The sequence below is a fragment of the Blastococcus sp. SYSU DS0541 genome (assembly GCF_054050875.1).
Genome location: NZ_JBJHAD010000006.1, coordinates 97,201 through 112,716, shown reverse-complemented (window position 1 = coordinate 112,716; position 15,516 = coordinate 97,201). Strand labels below are relative to the sequence as shown.

The window sequence follows — 15,516 nt, the reverse complement described above, 5'->3', positions numbered from 1 at the left end:
CCCACGTTCCTCCGGAGGTATCCGCCCCCGCAGTCCGGGTCAGCGTCACGTACGCCGTCCCCTCTCCCCCTCGTGCCGGCCGGTCGACCGTCCACCTGGTACCCGCTCGCACTCCGCTATCCGTTCACCGCAAGCCGACCACGGATGCCAGCGCCGCGGACAGCCGCCCCGGGTCGTGCCGCGGCGCACCGTCCGGCTCGGCGACCGGCGCCAGCAGCAGCTCGGCACCGCACCCGCGGACCGCCTCAAGGAGACCACGGCGGTCAACAACCGACTCCACGTCCGCGACCACCGTGTGCAACGCCACTCCGTCCAGGTGCGCCTGCAGCACCGACAGGTGCTCCTCCGGGGAGAAGCCGTCCGTCTCGCCGGGCTGCGGTTCCAGGTTGAGCACCACCACCACCCGGGCACCGGAGGCCGCCAGCGCCGCGCGGAGCCGCGGCACGAGCAGGTGCGGCAGCACCGAGGTGTACCAGGAACCGGGGCCGAGGGAGACGACGTCGGCCGCGGCGATGGCGTCGAGCACCGCCGGGTGCACCACGGGGTCGGCGGGCGCGAGCCGGATCTCCCGGACCCGGCCGGGGGTCGCAGCGATCGCCGCCTGCCCGCGGATGGTGCGCACGCGGGCCGGGTCGTCGGGGTCGGCGGTCTCCACCCGGGCGACGAGGTCCAGCGGCTCGTCGGCCATGGGCAGCACGCGACCGGAGGCGCCGACGAGCACGCACATCTCGTCGAGGGCGCGGACGGTGTCGCCGCCGAACATCTCGGCCAGCCCGGTCAGCAGCAGGTTGCCGACCGGGTGGCCGGCGAGCACGCCGCTGCCGCCGAAGCGGTGCTGGAAGAGCGCGGCGAGGGTCTGCTCGCGCTCGGCCTCCCCGGCCAGGGCCGCCAGGGCCATGCGGAGGTCGCCGGGGGGCAGCACCGGCATCTCGCGCCGGATCCGCCCCGACGAACCGCCGTCGTCGGCGACCGTGACGACGGCGGTCAGCTCAGGGGTGATCCTGCGCCACGCCGCCAGCGCCGCCGCGAGCCCGTGACCGCCGCCGAACGCGACCACCCGGGGCGCCCGCCCCGGGAACGTCGCCCCGCCCACTACTCGCGTCCCAGGTCGCGGTGCCGGGCCACGGCGGCGATGCCCTCGGCGTGCAGCCGGCGGGCGAACTCCTCGGCGATCGCGACGCTGCGGTGCTTCCCGCCGGTGCAGCCGACCGCGAGCGTGAGGTAGCGCTTGCCCTCGCGCCGGTAACCGGGCAGCAGCAGCCGCAGGACCTCGCTGTACCGGTCCAGGAAGTCACGGGCGTCCGGCTGCCCGAGGACGTAGTCGCGGACGTCGGCGTCGCGCCCGGTGTGCTCGCGGAGCTCGGGCACCCAGTGCGGGTTGGGCAGGAAGCGGGCGTCCACCACGAGGTCGGCGTCCAGGGGCAGCCCGTACTTGAAGCCGAAGCTCATCACCGTCGCGGTCAGCGGCGGGGTGCGGCCGTCGCGCGCGAAGGCGTTCTCGAGCGTGGCGCGCAACTGGTGGACGTTGAGGTCGCTGGTGTCGACCCAGAGGTCCGCCTCGCCGGCGATGCCGGTGAGCAGCGCCCGCTCCTCGGTGATCCCGTCGGTGAGCGTGCCGTTGCCCTGCAGCGGGTGCTCCCGGCGGTTGGACTCGTAGCGGCGGACCAGGACCTCGTCGCGGGCGTGGACGTAGACCACGCGCGGCCGGTGCCCGGCTGCCGAGAGGACCCGGATCGCCTCCTCCAGGTCACTGGAGAAGGCGCGGCTGCGGACGTCGACGACGGCGGCGAACCGGCGCAGGTCACCGCGGGCGCCCAGCTCCACCATGGGGAGCAGGAGCGCCGGCGGCAGGTTGTCGACGACGAACCAGCCGAGGTCCTCGAGGACGCGCCCGGCGCTGTTCTTCCCGGCGCCGGAGAGCCCGGTGACGACCACGACCTCGAGCGGCTGGACCTCGGTGCTCGCGGGATCCATCGCCGGCGAGAGGCCGTTCTGCGGCCCGACCGCCGGCGCCCCGGAGACCTCGACGCCGGCCTCCCCGACGGCCGACTCATCCGCCGGCGCCGACCCGGTGCCGGCGGTCACGAGGCCACCCGGCCGACCTCGGCGGTGTCGCCGGAGCCGGCGCGCGGGACACCCTGCTCGGCCGGGCCCTGCGGTGCCAGGCTGGTCTCCGCCGGCGGCCGCCCCTCCTCGGGCGCCCGGGCCGGCTCCGCGACCGCCATCTGCACCGCCTCCGCCGTCCGCCGGCCGATCCCCGGCACCGCCATGAGCTCCTCCACTGTCGCGGCGCGCAACCGCTTGAGCGATCCGAACTGCTTCATCAACGCCTTCCGTCGCGTCTCCCCGAGCCCGGGGACGTCGTCCAGGAGCGACACCAGCATGCTGGTGGACCGCTTCTGGCGGTGGTAGGTGATCGCGAACCGGTGCGCCTCGTCGCGCACCCGCTGCAGCAGGTAGAGCGCCTCGGAGGTGCGCGGCAGGATGACCGGGTCGCTCTCCCCCGGCAGCCAGACCTCCTCCATGCGCTTGGCCAGCCCGCAGACCGCGACGTCGACGACGCCGAGCTCGTCGAGCGAGCGGGCGGCGGCGGCGACCTGGGGGGCACCGCCGTCGACGACGAGGAGGTTCGGCGGGTAGGCGAACCTGCGCGGCCGCCCCTCCTCCGCGGCGATGCCCTGCTCGTCCCGGCGGTCCGCCTCGTCCTTGAGGTGGCGGGCGAACCGGCGGCGCACGACCTCGGCCATCGCCGCGGTGTCGTCGGTGCCCTCCGTGACGGAGAAGCGCCGGTAGTCCGACTTCTTCGCCAGACCGTCCTCGAAGACGACCATCGACGCGACCACGTTCGTGCCCTGGACGTGGCTGATGTCGATGCACTCGATCCGCAGCGGCGCATCGGGGAGCTCCAGTGCCTCCTGCAGCTCCGAGAGCGCCAGCGAGCGGGCGGTGAGGTCGCTGGACCGCTTCACCCGGTGCCGGGCGAACGCCTCCTTGGCGTTGCGCTCGACGGTCTCCATGAGGCTGCGCTTGTCCCCGCGCTGGGGGACGCGCAGCGAGACCCGGCCCCCGCGCAGCTCCTCCAGCAGCTCGACGTAGACGTCGGCGTCGGCGGGCAGCTCGGGCACCAGCACCTCGCGGGGCACCGCCTCGCCGGCCTCACCGACGCCGGTCTGCTCGTCGACCCCGCCGTAGACCTGCAGGAGGAACTGCTCCACCAGCTCGCCGGTGGTGACGTCCTCGACCTTGTCGATGATCCAGCCGCGCTGACCCCGCACGCGGCCCCCGCGGACGTGGAAGACCTGGACGGCGGCCTCGAGCTCGTCCTGCGCGAACGCCACGACGTCGGCGTCGGTGCCGTCACCGAGGACGACGGCCTGCTTCTCCATCGCCCGCTTGAGCGCGCCGATGTCGTCCCGCAGCCGCGCGGCCCGCTCGTACTCCATCGCCTCGGCGGCCTCGCCCATCTCGCGCTCGAGCCGCTTGATCATCGACTCGGTGCGGCCGGCCATGAAGTCGCAGAAGTCGTCGACGATCCGGCGGTGCTCCTCGGCGCTGACCCGGCCGACGCAGGGTGCGGCGCACTTGCCGATGTAGCCGAGCAGGCAGGGGCGGCCGATCTGGCCGGCCCGCTTGAAGACCCCGGTGGAGCAGGTGCGGGCGGGGAAGACGCGGGTCAGGGTGTCGAGGGTCTCGCGGATCGCCCAGGCGTGGGCGTAGGGGCCGAAGTAGCGCACGCCCTTCTTCTTCGGGCCGCGCATCACCTGCAGCCGCGGGTACTCCTCGTTCAGCGTCACGGCGAGGCTGGGGTAGCTCTTGTCGTCGCGGTAGCGGACGTTGAACCGCGGGTCGAACTCCTTGATCCAGTTGTACTCGAGCTGGAGCGCCTCCACCTCGGTGCCGACGACGGTCCACTCGACGCTCGCCGCCGTCGTGACCATCTGGCGGGTGCGCGGGTGCAGGCCCGCGACGTCGGCGAAGTAGCTGTTCAGCCGCTGGCGGAGGCTCTTGGCCTTGCCCACGTAGATGACGCGGCCGTTGGGGTCGCGGAACCTGTAGACGCCCGGGGACTCCGGGATGGAGCCGACCGCCGGGCGGTACGTGGACGGGTCGGCCATGTCTCCACACTAGGTCGCGGCACCGACACGCCGTCAGGAAGCGCACCCGCCCGGCCACAACCGCCCCAGCGGCCCCGGGCGCGCCGACCCGGTCCGGTGGCACCGCACCGGACCGGGCTCGCACGGGTGCGTCAGCCGGCGGGGCGGGACCGCCAGGAGGTGTGCGCGACGATCCCGGCGGTCGCGCGCTGCGCGAGGCGCACGGCCCGGCGGCCGAGCACCAGCGCCGAGACGACGGCGGCGCCGCCGGCGGTGAACGCCATGGCGCCGGTCGCGCCGCTGCCGACCGCGCTCGCGGACGCCGCGAGCACGGCGAGCAGGACGATGGTGGACCGCACGCCGCCACCGGACACGGGCGAGCCGCAGTTGGACAGGTCGGGGTCGCAGTCGGGCGTCAGCGCACTCATCGCTGTCCTCCTCCGAGGGACTCCGTCACCCCCTCCGGTCGGCCGGGGTGACGTCGGTCACACCGAGAGTAGTGCGGGTGAGGCGACGACTCAACCCCCTGCGTCGACCGCGCCGCCGCACCGGCGACGCACCCCCCGAGAGCGACGGCCCGCGCTCCCCCCGGGGAACGCGGGCCGTCAACGACGCCGGTCGGTCAGCTCGCCTTCTTGCGCACCCGCTTCTTCACCGGGCCGGCCGCCGCCGCGGCGATCGCCTCGGCGTCGAGCAACGGCACCAGGTAGCGGCCGGTGTGGCTCTCCGGCACCGAGGCGACGAACTCCGGGGTGCCCTCCGCGACGACGGTGCCGCCGCGGAAGCCCCCCTCCGGCCCCATGTCGATGAGCCAGTCGGCGCTCTTGATGACGTCGAGGTTGTGCTCGATGACGATCACCGAGTTGCCCTTGTCGACCAGGCTCTGCAGGACCAGCAGCAGCTTGCGGATGTCCTCGAAGTGCAGGCCGGTGGTCGGCTCGTCGAGGACGTAGATGCTGCGCCCGTTCGACCGCTTCTGCAGCTCGCTGGCGAGCTTCACCCGCTGCGCCTCACCGCCGGAGAGCGTGGTCGCGGGCTGGCCCAGACGGACGTAGCCCAGACCCACGTCGGTGAGCGTGCGCAGGTAGCGGGCGATGGCCGGGATGGCCGCGAAGAAGTCCGCCGCCTCCTCGATCGGCATGTCGAGGACCTCGGAGACGGTCTTCCCCTTGTAGTGCACCTCGAGGGTCTCCCGGTTGAACCGGGCGCCCTTGCAGACCTCGCAGGGGACGTACACGTCGGGCAGGAAGTTCATCTCGATCTTCAGCGTGCCGTCGCCCGAGCACGCCTCGCAGCGGCCGCCCTTGACGTTGAAGGAGAAGCGGCCCGGGAGGTACCCGCGGACCTTCGCCTCGGAGGTCTGGGCGAACAGCTTGCGGACGTGGTCCCACACACCGGTGTACGTGGCCGGGTTCGACCGCGGGGTGCGGCCGATCGGCGACTGGTCGACGTGCACGACCTTGTCCAGGTGCTCCAGCCCGGTGACGGTGCGGTGCCGGCCGGGCACCAGCCGCGCCCGGTTGAGCTCGTTGGCCAGGACGCTGTAGAGGATGTCGTTGACCAGGCTGGACTTGCCCGAGCCCGACACCCCGGTGACCGCCACCATGCAGCCGAGCGGGAAGGCGACGTCGACGCCGCGCAGGTTGTTCTCGCGGGCGCCCTTGACCACCAGCTCGCGCCCGGGCGTGATCTCGCGACGCTGCTCGGGGACGACGATCTGCTTGCGGCCGGACAGGTACTGGCCGGTCAGCGACCGCTCGCTCGCGAGCAGTTCCTCGACCGTGCCGCTGACGACGACCTCGCCGCCGTGCTCACCGGCACCGGGGCCGATGTCCACCACCCAGTCGGCCATCTTGATGGTGTCCTCGTCGTGCTCCACGACGATCAGCGTGTTGCCCATGTCCCGCAGCCGCACGAGGGTCTCGATCAGCTTGGTGTTGTCCCGCTGGTGCAGCCCGATCGAGGGCTCGTCCAGCACGTAGAGGACGCCGACGAGCCCGGAGCCGATCTGGGTGGCCAGGCGGATGCGCTGCGCCTCACCACCGGCCAGGGTGGCCGCCGGGCGGTCGAGGGAGAGGTAGTCGAGGCCGACGTCGACGAGGAAGGAGAGCCGGGCCTGGATCTCGCGCAGCACGCGGTCGGCGATCGCCTTCTCCCGCTCCCCGAGCTCCAGCGCGCCCAGCCACTGCGACGCCTCGCCGATGGAGAGGTTGGTGACGTCGGCGATGGACCGCCCGTTGAGCTTCACCGCGAGGATCTCGGGCTTGAGCCGGGTGCCGTGGCAGACGGGGCACGGCACGTCGCGCATGTAGCCCTCGTACTTGTCCCGCATGTACTCGCTGTCGGTGTCGTCGTGCCGGCGCTCCAGGAACGGCAGCACCCCCTCGAACGCGGCGTAGTAGCTGCGCTCGCGGCCGTACCGGTTCTTGTAGCGGACGTGCACCTGGTCGGGCGAGCCGTGCAGGATCGCCTTCTGCACCTTGGCCGGCAGCCGCTCCCACGGCTCGTCCATGGAGAAGCCGACCTGCTGCGAGAGACCGGTGAGCAGCCGGGTGAAGTACTCGTTGCTCATCGAGCTCGACCACGGGGCGATGGCGCCCTGGGCGAGGCTCTTCCCGGGGTCGGGGACGACGAGCTCGGGGTCGACCTCCTTGCGGGTGCCGATGCCGGTGCACTCGCCGCAGGCGCCGAAGGGGGAGTTGAACGAGAACGACCGCGGCTCCAGCGCCTCGAAGGAGAGCCCGTCGTCGACGCACGCCAGGTGCTCGGAGAAGGTGCGCTCCCGCGCGGGGTCGTCGTCGGGCAGGTCGACGAAGTCGAGGACGACCAGGCCGCCGGCGAGGCCCAGCGCGGTCTCCACCGAGTCGGTGAGCCGGCGCTTGGCGCTCTCCTTGACCGTCAGGCGGTCGACGATCACCTCGATGCTGTGCTTCTCCTGCTTCTTCAGGGTCGGCGGCTCGGTGAGCGGGTGCACCGTCCCGTCGACGCGGACGCGGGAGAAGCCCTGGGTCTGCAGCGAGCTGAACAGGTCGACGTACTCGCCCTTGCGGGCGCGGACCACGGGGGCCAGGACCTGGAACCGGGTGCTCTCCTCCATCGCCAGCACCTGGTCGACGATCTGCTGGGGCGTCTGCCGGGAGATCGGCTTGCCGCAGTTCGGGCAGTGCGGCTGGCCGGCCCGCGCGTAGAGCAGGCGCAGGTAGTCGTAGACCTCGGTGATGGTGCCGACGGTCGACCGGGGGTTGCGGTTGGTCGACTTCTGGTCGATCGACACCGCCGGGGAGAGCCCCTCGATGAAGTCGACGTCCGGCTTGTCCATCTGGCCGAGGAACTGGCGGGCGTAGGCCGACAGCGACTCGACGTACCGCCGCTGCCCCTCGGCGAAGATCGTGTCGAAGGCGAGGCTGGACTTGCCCGACCCCGACAGCCCCGTGAACACGATGAGCGCGTCACGGGGGAGGTCGATGTGGACGTCCTTGAGGTTGTGCTCGCGGGCGCCGCGGACGACGAGCCGGTCCATGTGATCCCTGTCGGTCGCTGGTGTGTGGAGCGGTGGTGCGCTGGACGGCGGCCGTCGTGGTCCGGTCGCGGTTCACCCGGTCCAACACCGGCGCGTTCCGCGGTCGTCCACCCGGCGGTGTGAGCTGCGCCCGGTCACCGGGGCCGGGCGCTGCCGGGTCGGGCGCTCAGTCCGGCGTCGCGGTGGGGTCGAAGACGGGCGCGTACCGGCGCCAGGGCCGGCGGGACTCCAGCTCGCCGACGATCCAGAGTAGCCGCTCCTCGGCACCCGGCGGGCCGACGAACTGGACGGGAACCGGGGGCCCGCCGGGCCGGGTGGCGGCCGGCAGGACCGCGGCCGGGATGCCCGCGAGGTTCCACGCCGCCGTCCACGGCGCCCACCGCGCGTTGGCCGTGATGTTGGCCAGGAACCCGCGCTCGTGCCAAGGCCGGGCGGGCAGCGGCGGACCGGTGGTGACCGGGGTGAGCAGCAGATCGAGGACCTCCCCGCCCCCCGACCCCCGCGCGCTCGCACCGGGCTCCTGCGCGGAGGCCTCGGAGCCGAAGAAGTCGATCATCCGCTGCCGGAACCGCGCCTGCGTGCGGGGCCGGATCAGCCCGAGCCGGCGCACCAGCCGGCCGATGCGGGCGTGGGTGCGGCTGCGGGGCTGCAGGAGAGCGCGGTCGATCCCGAGGAACTCCGCGTCGTCCTCCGCCCCGGCCATCCAGCGCGCGAGGGCGCCGGCCGCGGCCGCGGGGGTGACCGGCGGGTTCCGGCGCACCACCGTGTGCCCCGCCGCCCGCAGCTGGTTGACCACGGCGTCGACCGCCGCGCGGGTGGACTCGTCGGCGCGGACCCCGGGCAGCGGCGACCGGGTGCTGACGGCGATCCGCAGCGGGCGGTCGGGTGCCGCCGGCGCCGACGGCTGCTCCCCCGCGAGCACGGCGTACGCGACCGCGAGGTCGGCCGCCGTCGTGGCCAGCACCCCGTTGACCGCCATGCCCGACCAGTCGTCGGCCCCGATGCCGCCGGGGACCGCCCCGTTGCCCGGCTTGAGCGTGACCAGGCCGCAGGCGGCGGCGGGCAGCCGGAGGGAGCCCATGCCGTCGTTGCCGTGCGCGATCGGGACCGAGCCGGACGCGACCGCTGCCGCGCTGCCGCCGGAGCTCCCGGCCGGCGAGAGGGCGGTGTCCCAGGGGTTGCGGGTGACCGTGCCAGGGCCGTCGGTGGCGGCGTACAGGCAGAGCTCGGGCACGCGGGTGATGCCGACGACGACCGCGCCGGCCTTGCGCAGCCGCGTCACGACCTCGTGGTCCCGCCGCGCCGGGCCCGCCGGGCAGGCCGGGGAGCCGTCGGTGCAGACCTCGCCGGCCACGGGGATGTTGTCCTTCACCGCGACCGGGACGCCGGCCAGCGGGAGGGCGAAGCGGGTGAGGCTCGCGTCCACCGCGGCCGCCTCGGCCAGCGCCGCCTCGCGCCGCACGACGCGGAAGGCGCCCACCCGTGCGTCGACCGCCTCGATGTGGTCGAGGTGCGCGCGGACCACCTCCACCGCCGTGAGCTCGCCGGCGCGCACCCGGGCGGCGATCTCCGTGGCCGTCAGCCCGACGATCCGCTGCCCGGCCTGCTGCCCACCGGCCCTCTCCCCCGGGGCATCGCCCTGAGCGGTGCCGACACCTCCGCTAGCGTCCATGCCTGGACCGTAACGGCGCCCGCCGACACTTTCCGAACGGAGTCCGGATGAGCACCCCGACCTACACCGGAGACGTCACCGTCGGCGGCCCGGCCGACGTCCGCGAGCTGCCGGGCCTGACCGTCGCCAAGGTCGCGGTCAGCGAGATGGCCAACAACGCCTACCTGCTCCGCTGCACCGCGACCGGCGAGGCCCTGCTCGTCGACGCCGCCGACGAGCCGGACGTCCTCCGCGCGCTGGTCGGGGACGCCGACCTGCGCACCGTCGTCACCACGCACGGCCACTGGGACCACCACCGGGCGCTGCCCGACGTGGTCGCCGCGACCGGGGCCGGGACCGTCGCGCACCCCGCCGACGCCCTGGCCCTCCCCGTCCCGGTGACGCGGCCGGTCGAGCACGGGGACACCGTGACCGTCGGCGAGCAGGTGCTCGAGGTCGTGCACCTGCGCGGGCACACGCCGGGCAGCATCGCGCTGGTCTGGCGCGGGCCCGCCGACGCCGGCGTGCACGTCTTCACCGGCGACAGCCTCTTCCCCGGCGGCGTGGGGAAGACGTGGTCCGCGGAGGACTTCGCCAGCCTGATCGACGACGTCGAGCAGCGGCTGTTCGCCGTCCTGCCCGACGACACGTGGGTCTACCCCGGGCACGGCCGGGACACCACCCTGGGGGCCGAGCGCCCGCACCTCCCGGAGTGGCGCGCCCGCGGCTGGTGACCGCCGGCCGGGCTACTCGTCGTCCTCGTCGAAGAGGGCGACGAGCTCGTCGGGGGTGCCCGGGACGTGCAGCGGGAGCACCGAGACCGTCCACTCGGGGCGCTGCCCCTCCACGCCGAGGGCGAGGTCCCACGCCGCCCGCGGGGTGAGCGGGCCGAAACAGGCGTCGTCGCCGTCCTCGCCCAGGTCGACCTCGACCAGCCACTGGTCGGAGAGGTCGGCGGCGAGCTCGCCGAAGTCGGGGTCCGCGTCCTCGTCGGGCTCCGGGGAGTCGATCCGCACGGGGTAGATGAGCGCCATCCTGCGCACGGTAGGCCCCCGGACCCTGGCCGGCACCCCCGCACGGCACGAGCCGCCGCCGGCGTCCCGGGGGGACGCCGACGACGGCTCGCGTTCGGGAAGGTCAGCTCACGATCTCGTGGCCGTGCACGTGGTCGTGCTCGAGACCACCGCCGCCGGCGGGCACGGCGAACGTGCCCTCCGCACCGGCGGGGGCGGGCAGCTCGAACGCCGGCCCGGGGACCGGCCTGCCCTTCACGCCGTTCACCGACTCCGTGGAGAAGGCGAACGTGAGCATCGCGAACGCGATGAGGTCGCTGTTCACGTCCAGTGCGTCCAGCGCGAGGTTGCCGATCTGGTCGCAGGCCTGGTGGTAGCAGGGGTCGAACTGCTCACCCGCGTCCCCGCCCCAGATCGCCACCTGCTCCTCGGTCTTGCGCACCTCCGCGCCGGTGAAGAGTCCACCGGAGGGGATGCCGGCGTTGATGAACGCCTGGTAGTCGCTGCGGCCGGAGTACTCCGCGTCGTCGTAGGGCACGCCGATCTTGGTGTAGTAGGACTCGTAGACGTCCTCGATCGCCGTCGACCCCGGCGGGATGGGAGCGGAGGCGTCCCAGGTCGACTCGTCCGAGTCGTAGACCATCTGCACGTAGTTCGGCGAGGCGACCATGTCGTAGTTCATGTAGAGGGCGATCCGGTCGAGCTCGCTCTGCGGCTGCTTCGCCACGTAGCTGGCCGAGCCGACCAGCCCCTGCTCCTCCGCCGCCCACCAGGCGAACCGCAGGGTGTTGTGCGGCTTGAGGCTGGCCATCGACAGCGCCGTCTCCAGCAGCGCCGCGGAGCCCGACCCGTTGTCGTTGATGCCGGGGCCCTCGGTGACGCTGTCGAGGTGCGCGCCGGCCATGACGACGTTGTTCCTGTCCCGGCCCCGCACCTCGGCGATCACGTTGTAGTCGGTGCGGGTCTCCGCGGGCAGCACCTCGACGAACGCGGTGGCGCCCTCCGCCGCGAGGGCGACGCCCTGGTCGAAGCTGGCGCCGACGACGGGGATCCTGTGCGTCACCGTGCTGCCGTCACCGAGCGTGGCGGCGTTGGCGACGATCAGCTCCATGCGGTCGGGGCCGTTGCCCTGGTTGAAGATGACGACCGCCTCCGCCCCCGCGGTCTGCGCGTTGACCACCTTGTCGCCGAAGTTGCAGGTACCGCGCTGGATCAGCGCGACGTCGGAGCCACCGGTCAGGTCCAGCCCGGCGAAGTCGGCGGCCTCGCACCCGCTGCTGGAGGTCGCGCGGTCGCCGTCGATGACGAGGTCCACGGGGACGACCGCGCCTTCCACGGCGCCCGAGCCGCTGCCGGTGAAGACGCCGGTCTCGTACTCGGCCGGGACCGGCGTCAGCTGCCGGAGCACGGCGGGGAAGTTGAAGGTGACCTCCACCGGATCGAGGGTGACGTCCATGCGGGCGTCCTCCAGCAGGCCTGCGATGTACTCGACGCTGTCGGCGTAGCCGTCCGTGCCCGCCGCGCGGCTGCCGGGGTAGACCGGGTCGTCGCTGTTGTCGGCGATCTTCTGGAAGGCCTGCTGGTGCTCGAGGACGTCCTCGAGGTCCACGCACTCGAGCAGCTTGGCGTAGGTGTTGTTGTGCCGGCGGTCGCACGGGTCCCGGGGTGCGGCGGTGGCCGTGGTGACGGGGAGCGCCAGGGCGATCATGAGCCCGCTGGTGCCCAGTGCGATGGTTCGAGCCGCCGTCCGTCGTGCGGACGCGGTCCGTCGTTCGTTCACGCTCGATCCCCTTCGATCGGTGGTCGGCGGCGCAGCCGCCGGGCGCCGGCTCCGTTGCCGGCACCGGCACTCCACCGGAGTGACGGCCCGGTTGCATAGAGGAAGGTTGCGATCCGGAAGCCCGCGCGGCCCGCCCGGGGACGTCTTCCCGCACCTCGATTGCCGTTCACGACCTGCGACTTCGCGTGTGACGCACGTCACGACACGCTGAGCGACGTCTTCGACGCTCAGTGATCGACCGTGACGGCGTGTCGAGGGATCACCTACCGGAGTGGGCCGTGCCGCCGACCGGGAGCCACCGCCCCCACCAGTCGCGGAGGTGTTCCAGGCGCGCCAGGCGGTGCCGGGGACCACCGGTGTGCGGGAGGTCGTGCCCCTCCCCCGGGAAGAGCAGGAGCTCGGCCGGGACCCCGCGCCGCACCAGCTCGACGTAGAGGCGTTCCCCCTGCTCCGGCGGCGTCCGCTGGTCCTCCTCGCCGTGGACGACCAGCGTGGGCGTGCGGATGCTCCCGGCCTGGGCCAGCGGGCTCTGCGCCCGCAGCCGCTCCGGATCGGTCCCGAGGTGGGAGTCGACGAAGCACCAGCCGACGTCCGAGCTGCCGACGAAGCTCTCCGGATCGGTCAACGCGCCCTCGACGACGGCCGCCGCGAAGCGGTCCGTCCGGCCGATCAGCAGGGCGGCGAGGGCGCCGCCGTAGCCCCGCCCCATGACGCCCACCCGCCCGGCGTCGAGCGCCGGGTCGGCGAGCACCGCGTCGAGGAACGCCAGGACGTCGTCGGCGTCCGGGCCGCCCCACGCGCCGCGGACGGCCCGCCCGTGCGCCGCGCCGTAGCCGGCGGACCCGCGCGGGTTGCACCGGACGACGGCGTAGCCGGCCGAGGCGAGCACCTGCGTCTCGTCCAGCAGCTCCCAGCCGTCCTGGCGGAACGGCCCGCCGTGGAGGACGAGCAGCACCGGGTGGGGCCCCTCCCCCGGCGGCAGCGTCACCCAGCCGTGCACCGGGTACCCGTCGGGCGCGTGCGCGCTCCGCTCGTGCATCCGGTGCAGGCGCCCGGTCGCCCCGAGTTCCCGGCCGAACCCGGTGAGCAGCCGGCGTTCCCCGCCGCGCAGGGCCAGCAGCTCGCCGGCCGAGCGGTCGTGCGCCACGGTGGCGACGACGACCGCGCCGGCGGCTCCGATCCCGCGGACGGTGAACGAGCCGTCGACGAGCGTCTCGGGCGGCCCGCCGTCCAGGGGCACCCGCAGGAGCGCCACCGCCCCCCGCCGCTGGTCGCCCACCAGCACCGCCCCGTCGGCCAGCACGGTCGCCGGGGTGAAATCGCCCCGTGCGTGCTGCTCCGGGTCGAGGAGCGGGGTCAGCGGGCCGCCGTCGACGGGCACCCGGCAGGGCACCGTCGCCCGGGCCGCGGTGTCCACCCCCGCCGGCCCGAGGTCGGGAACGGCGGTGAGCACGATCGAGCCGCCGTCCGGGGCGTACGTGGGCAGCGAGCAGTCGGCGCGCGCCTCCGTGACCCGGCGCAGCCCGGAGCCGTCGGGGCGGACGGCGTGCACGTCCCGGACCAGGTCGGCGCGGTCGTGCCGCGCGGAGACGAAGGCCAGCTCGGCGCCGTCCGGGCGCCAGGTCACGTCGGCGCAGTCGGCGTGCCCCGTGGTCACCTGCACCGGCTCCTGGAGCGGGGCGGCGTCGTCGGCGAAGTCGGCCGGGAGGGGGACGACGAAGACCTGGGCCGGCCGGTCGCGCAGGTGCCCGATCCCCTCCCGCCGGTACCCGAGGGTGGTGATCAGCCGGGGCGGCTCCGCCGCCGGCCCGACCCCGGGCACCGTGCCGTACCGGCCCTGCTCGGGCACCCGGGCGACGTAGGCGAGGCGGCGCGAGTCCGGGGCCCACACCGGGGCCCCGGCACCGAGCGGGTGGCCGGTCAGCCGGCGTGGCGCCCCGCCGGCCGCCGGCAGCACCCGCACCTGGGGACGGCCGCCGGGCTCCGCGCCGAGGTAGGCGATCCACCGCCCGTCCGGGGAGAAGCGGGGGTCGGTGTCGCGGCGACCGGCCGTCAGCGGGCGCGCGGGCGCCGAGCCGTCGGTCGGCACCGCCCACAGCTGGCTGCGGTAGGCGTCGGCCTCCGGATCCGCCCAGCCCACGGCGACCACCGCGATGCGCCCGTCGGGCGAGACCGTCGGCGTCCCCGGCGTCCGCAGGAGGGCGAGGTCCGACGGGCGCATGCCGGCGACGCTAGCCGAGACCCCGGACCCGCCCTCCGGGCGGAACCCCCGTCGTCAGCTCCTGCGGTGGTCGTCCTCGGCGGCCGCGCCGCGCTCGGCGATCTTGGCCTCGGCCGCGGCCGCGGCCTCCGGCCCGCCGGTGGGCACCGACTGCGCCGTCTCCGTGTCGATGTCCGGCGGACCGGCGGTGGCGATCTGGCCGCGGGTCTTCAGGAGGCTGGCCACGGTGGCGATGACCAGGACGCCCAGGATGATGCTCAGCGAGAGCCAGATCGGGATGTGCGGCACCGCCTCGATGGGCTCGCGCTCACCGGCGAACGGCAGCTGGTTCTCGTGCACCGCCTCGAGGATCAGCTTGACGCCGATGAAGGCCAGGATGACGGCGAGCCCGAGGGAGAGGTACACGAGCCGCTTGAGCAGGCCGCCCAGCAGGAAGTACAGCTGGCGCAGGCCCATGAGGGCGAAGACGTTGGCCGTGAAGACGATGAACGGCTCCCGGGTCAGGCCGAAGATCGCCGGGATGCTGTCCAGCGCGAAGATCAGGTCGGTGGTGCCGAGCGCCAGGATGACCACGATCATCGGCGTCCACATCTTCTTGCCGTTCTCGGTCACCCGGATCTTCGCGCCGTGGTAGTCCTGGGTGATCGGGAGCACCGAGCGCATCCGCCGGATGAACGCGTTCTCCTCGTACTCGTCGTCCTCGCCGCGGTGCTTCACCAGGTTGATCGCGGTGTAGATGAGGAACGCGCCGAAGATGTAGAAGACCCACACGAACCGCTCGATGACCACGGCGCCGAGCAGGATGAAGATCCCGCGCAGGACGAGCGCGATGATGATGCCGATCATCAGCGCTTCCTGCTGGAACTTCCGGGGCACCTGGAAGCGGGCCATGATGATCACGAAGACGAAGAGGTTGTCGACCGAGAGCGAGTACTCGGTGAGCCAGCCCGCGTAGAACTCCGTGGCGTACGTGCCGTTGGTGAACGCCAGCATCAGCAGGCCGAAGATCAGCGCCAGGCTGATGTAGAAGCTCACCCACAGCCCGGCCTCCTTGATGGAGGGTTCGTGCGGGCGGCGGGCGACGATGGCGAGGTCGGCGAGAAGCAGGACCGTGAGCCCCACGAACGTCGTGATCTCGAACCAGACGGGAAGTTCCATGCGGGTGAGGTCCTCCGGGGGACGAGTGTCGGCACCGGAGGTCTCTCCCACCGCCGGCCGGGGCCGACGACCGGCAGCA

General features: G+C 73.7%; 11 protein-coding genes. 1 reads left to right on the top strand and 10 read right to left on the bottom strand.

Going from position 1 to position 15,516, the window contains the following annotated elements; translation table 11 throughout:
* Positions 1–124: 124 nt before the first annotated feature.
* The 6 genes from ACI794_RS08955 to ACI794_RS08930 form a co-directional block, all read right to left on the bottom strand.
* Positions 125–1,093, bottom strand: coding sequence for a gluconeogenesis factor YvcK family protein (locus ACI794_RS08955; protein WP_456616184.1), 969 nt, complete (start codon positions 1,091–1,093; stop codon positions 125–127).
* Positions 1,093–2,085, bottom strand: coding sequence for an RNase adapter RapZ (rapZ, locus tag ACI794_RS08950; protein ID WP_456602506.1), 993 nt, complete (start codon positions 2,083–2,085; stop codon positions 1,093–1,095). Before rapZ ends, ACI794_RS08955 begins: the two co-directional genes overlap by 1 nt.
* Positions 2,082–4,115 (bottom strand): excinuclease ABC subunit UvrC, encoded by a 2,034-nt coding sequence (gene uvrC, locus ACI794_RS08945; RefSeq protein ID WP_456616183.1) that lies wholly within the window; start codon positions 4,113–4,115, stop codon positions 2,082–2,084. The genes rapZ and uvrC overlap by 4 nt, the downstream gene beginning before the upstream one ends.
* A 131-nt stretch (positions 4,116–4,246) precedes the next feature.
* Positions 4,247–4,522, bottom strand: a complete 276-nt coding sequence (locus ACI794_RS08940; RefSeq protein WP_456580481.1) for a hypothetical protein — start codon at positions 4,520–4,522, stop codon at positions 4,247–4,249.
* Between the two features lie 194 nt (positions 4,523–4,716).
* On the bottom strand, positions 4,717–7,614 hold the full coding sequence (uvrA, locus tag ACI794_RS08935) for an excinuclease ABC subunit UvrA (RefSeq protein ID WP_456616182.1): 2,898 nt from the start codon (positions 7,612–7,614) through the stop codon (positions 4,717–4,719).
* 166 nt (positions 7,615–7,780) lie between these two features.
* The gene (locus tag ACI794_RS08930; protein WP_456616181.1) at positions 7,781–9,286 is read right to left on the bottom strand and encodes an amidase; all 1,506 of its coding nucleotides are present in this window, start codon (positions 9,284–9,286) and stop codon (positions 7,781–7,783) included.
* A gap of 47 nt (positions 9,287–9,333) precedes the next feature.
* Between ACI794_RS08930 and ACI794_RS08925 the strand changes: the two genes are divergently transcribed.
* On the top strand, positions 9,334–9,999 hold the full coding sequence (locus ACI794_RS08925; protein ID WP_456580478.1) for an MBL fold metallo-hydrolase: 666 nt from the start codon (positions 9,334–9,336) through the stop codon (positions 9,997–9,999).
* Between the two features lie 12 nt (positions 10,000–10,011).
* Here the strand turns inward: ACI794_RS08925 and ACI794_RS08920 are convergent, their stop codons facing one another.
* From ACI794_RS08920 to ACI794_RS08905, 4 genes are all read right to left on the bottom strand, one after another.
* Complete coding sequence (locus ACI794_RS08920) at positions 10,012–10,299, bottom strand: hypothetical protein (RefSeq protein ID WP_456602510.1); 288 nt, start codon at positions 10,297–10,299, stop codon at positions 10,012–10,014.
* Positions 10,300–10,402: 103 nt separating this feature from the next.
* Positions 10,403–12,058, bottom strand: coding sequence for a M28 family peptidase (locus ACI794_RS08915; protein WP_456616180.1), 1,656 nt, complete (start codon positions 12,056–12,058; stop codon positions 10,403–10,405).
* A 259-nt stretch (positions 12,059–12,317) separates the two neighbouring features.
* Positions 12,318–14,279, bottom strand: a complete 1,962-nt coding sequence (locus tag ACI794_RS08910) for a S9 family peptidase (protein ID WP_456616179.1) — start codon at positions 14,277–14,279, stop codon at positions 12,318–12,320.
* A gap of 54 nt (positions 14,280–14,333) precedes the next feature.
* Positions 14,334–15,437 (bottom strand): TerC family protein, encoded by a 1,104-nt coding sequence (locus tag ACI794_RS08905; protein ID WP_456602513.1) that lies wholly within the window; start codon positions 15,435–15,437, stop codon positions 14,334–14,336.
* Positions 15,438–15,516: the final 79 nt, after the last annotated feature.

Bases quoted from the DNA above. Each gene is read 5' to 3' on its own strand.
- ACI794_RS08905 (WP_456602513.1), bottom strand. From the start codon at position 15,437: ATGGAACTTCCCGTCTGGTTCGAGATCACGACGTTCGTGGGGCTCACG.
- ACI794_RS08910 (WP_456616179.1), bottom strand. From the start codon at position 14,279: ATGCGCCCGTCGGACCTCGCCCTCCTGCGGACGCCGGGGACGCCGACG.
- uvrC (WP_456616183.1), bottom strand. From the start codon at position 4,115: ATGGCCGACCCGTCCACGTACCGCCCGGCGGTCGGCTCCATCCCGGAG.
- ACI794_RS08940 (WP_456580481.1), bottom strand. From the start codon at position 4,522: ATGAGTGCGCTGACGCCCGACTGCGACCCCGACCTGTCCAACTGCGGC.
- ACI794_RS08930 (WP_456616181.1), bottom strand. From the start codon at position 9,286: ATGGACGCTAGCGGAGGTGTCGGCACCGCTCAGGGCGATGCCCCGGGG.
- ACI794_RS08925 (WP_456580478.1), top strand. From the start codon at position 9,334: ATGAGCACCCCGACCTACACCGGAGACGTCACCGTCGGCGGCCCGGCC.
- uvrA (WP_456616182.1), bottom strand. From the start codon at position 7,614: ATGGACCGGCTCGTCGTCCGCGGCGCCCGCGAGCACAACCTCAAGGAC.
- ACI794_RS08920 (WP_456602510.1), bottom strand. From the start codon at position 10,299: ATGGCGCTCATCTACCCCGTGCGGATCGACTCCCCGGAGCCCGACGAG.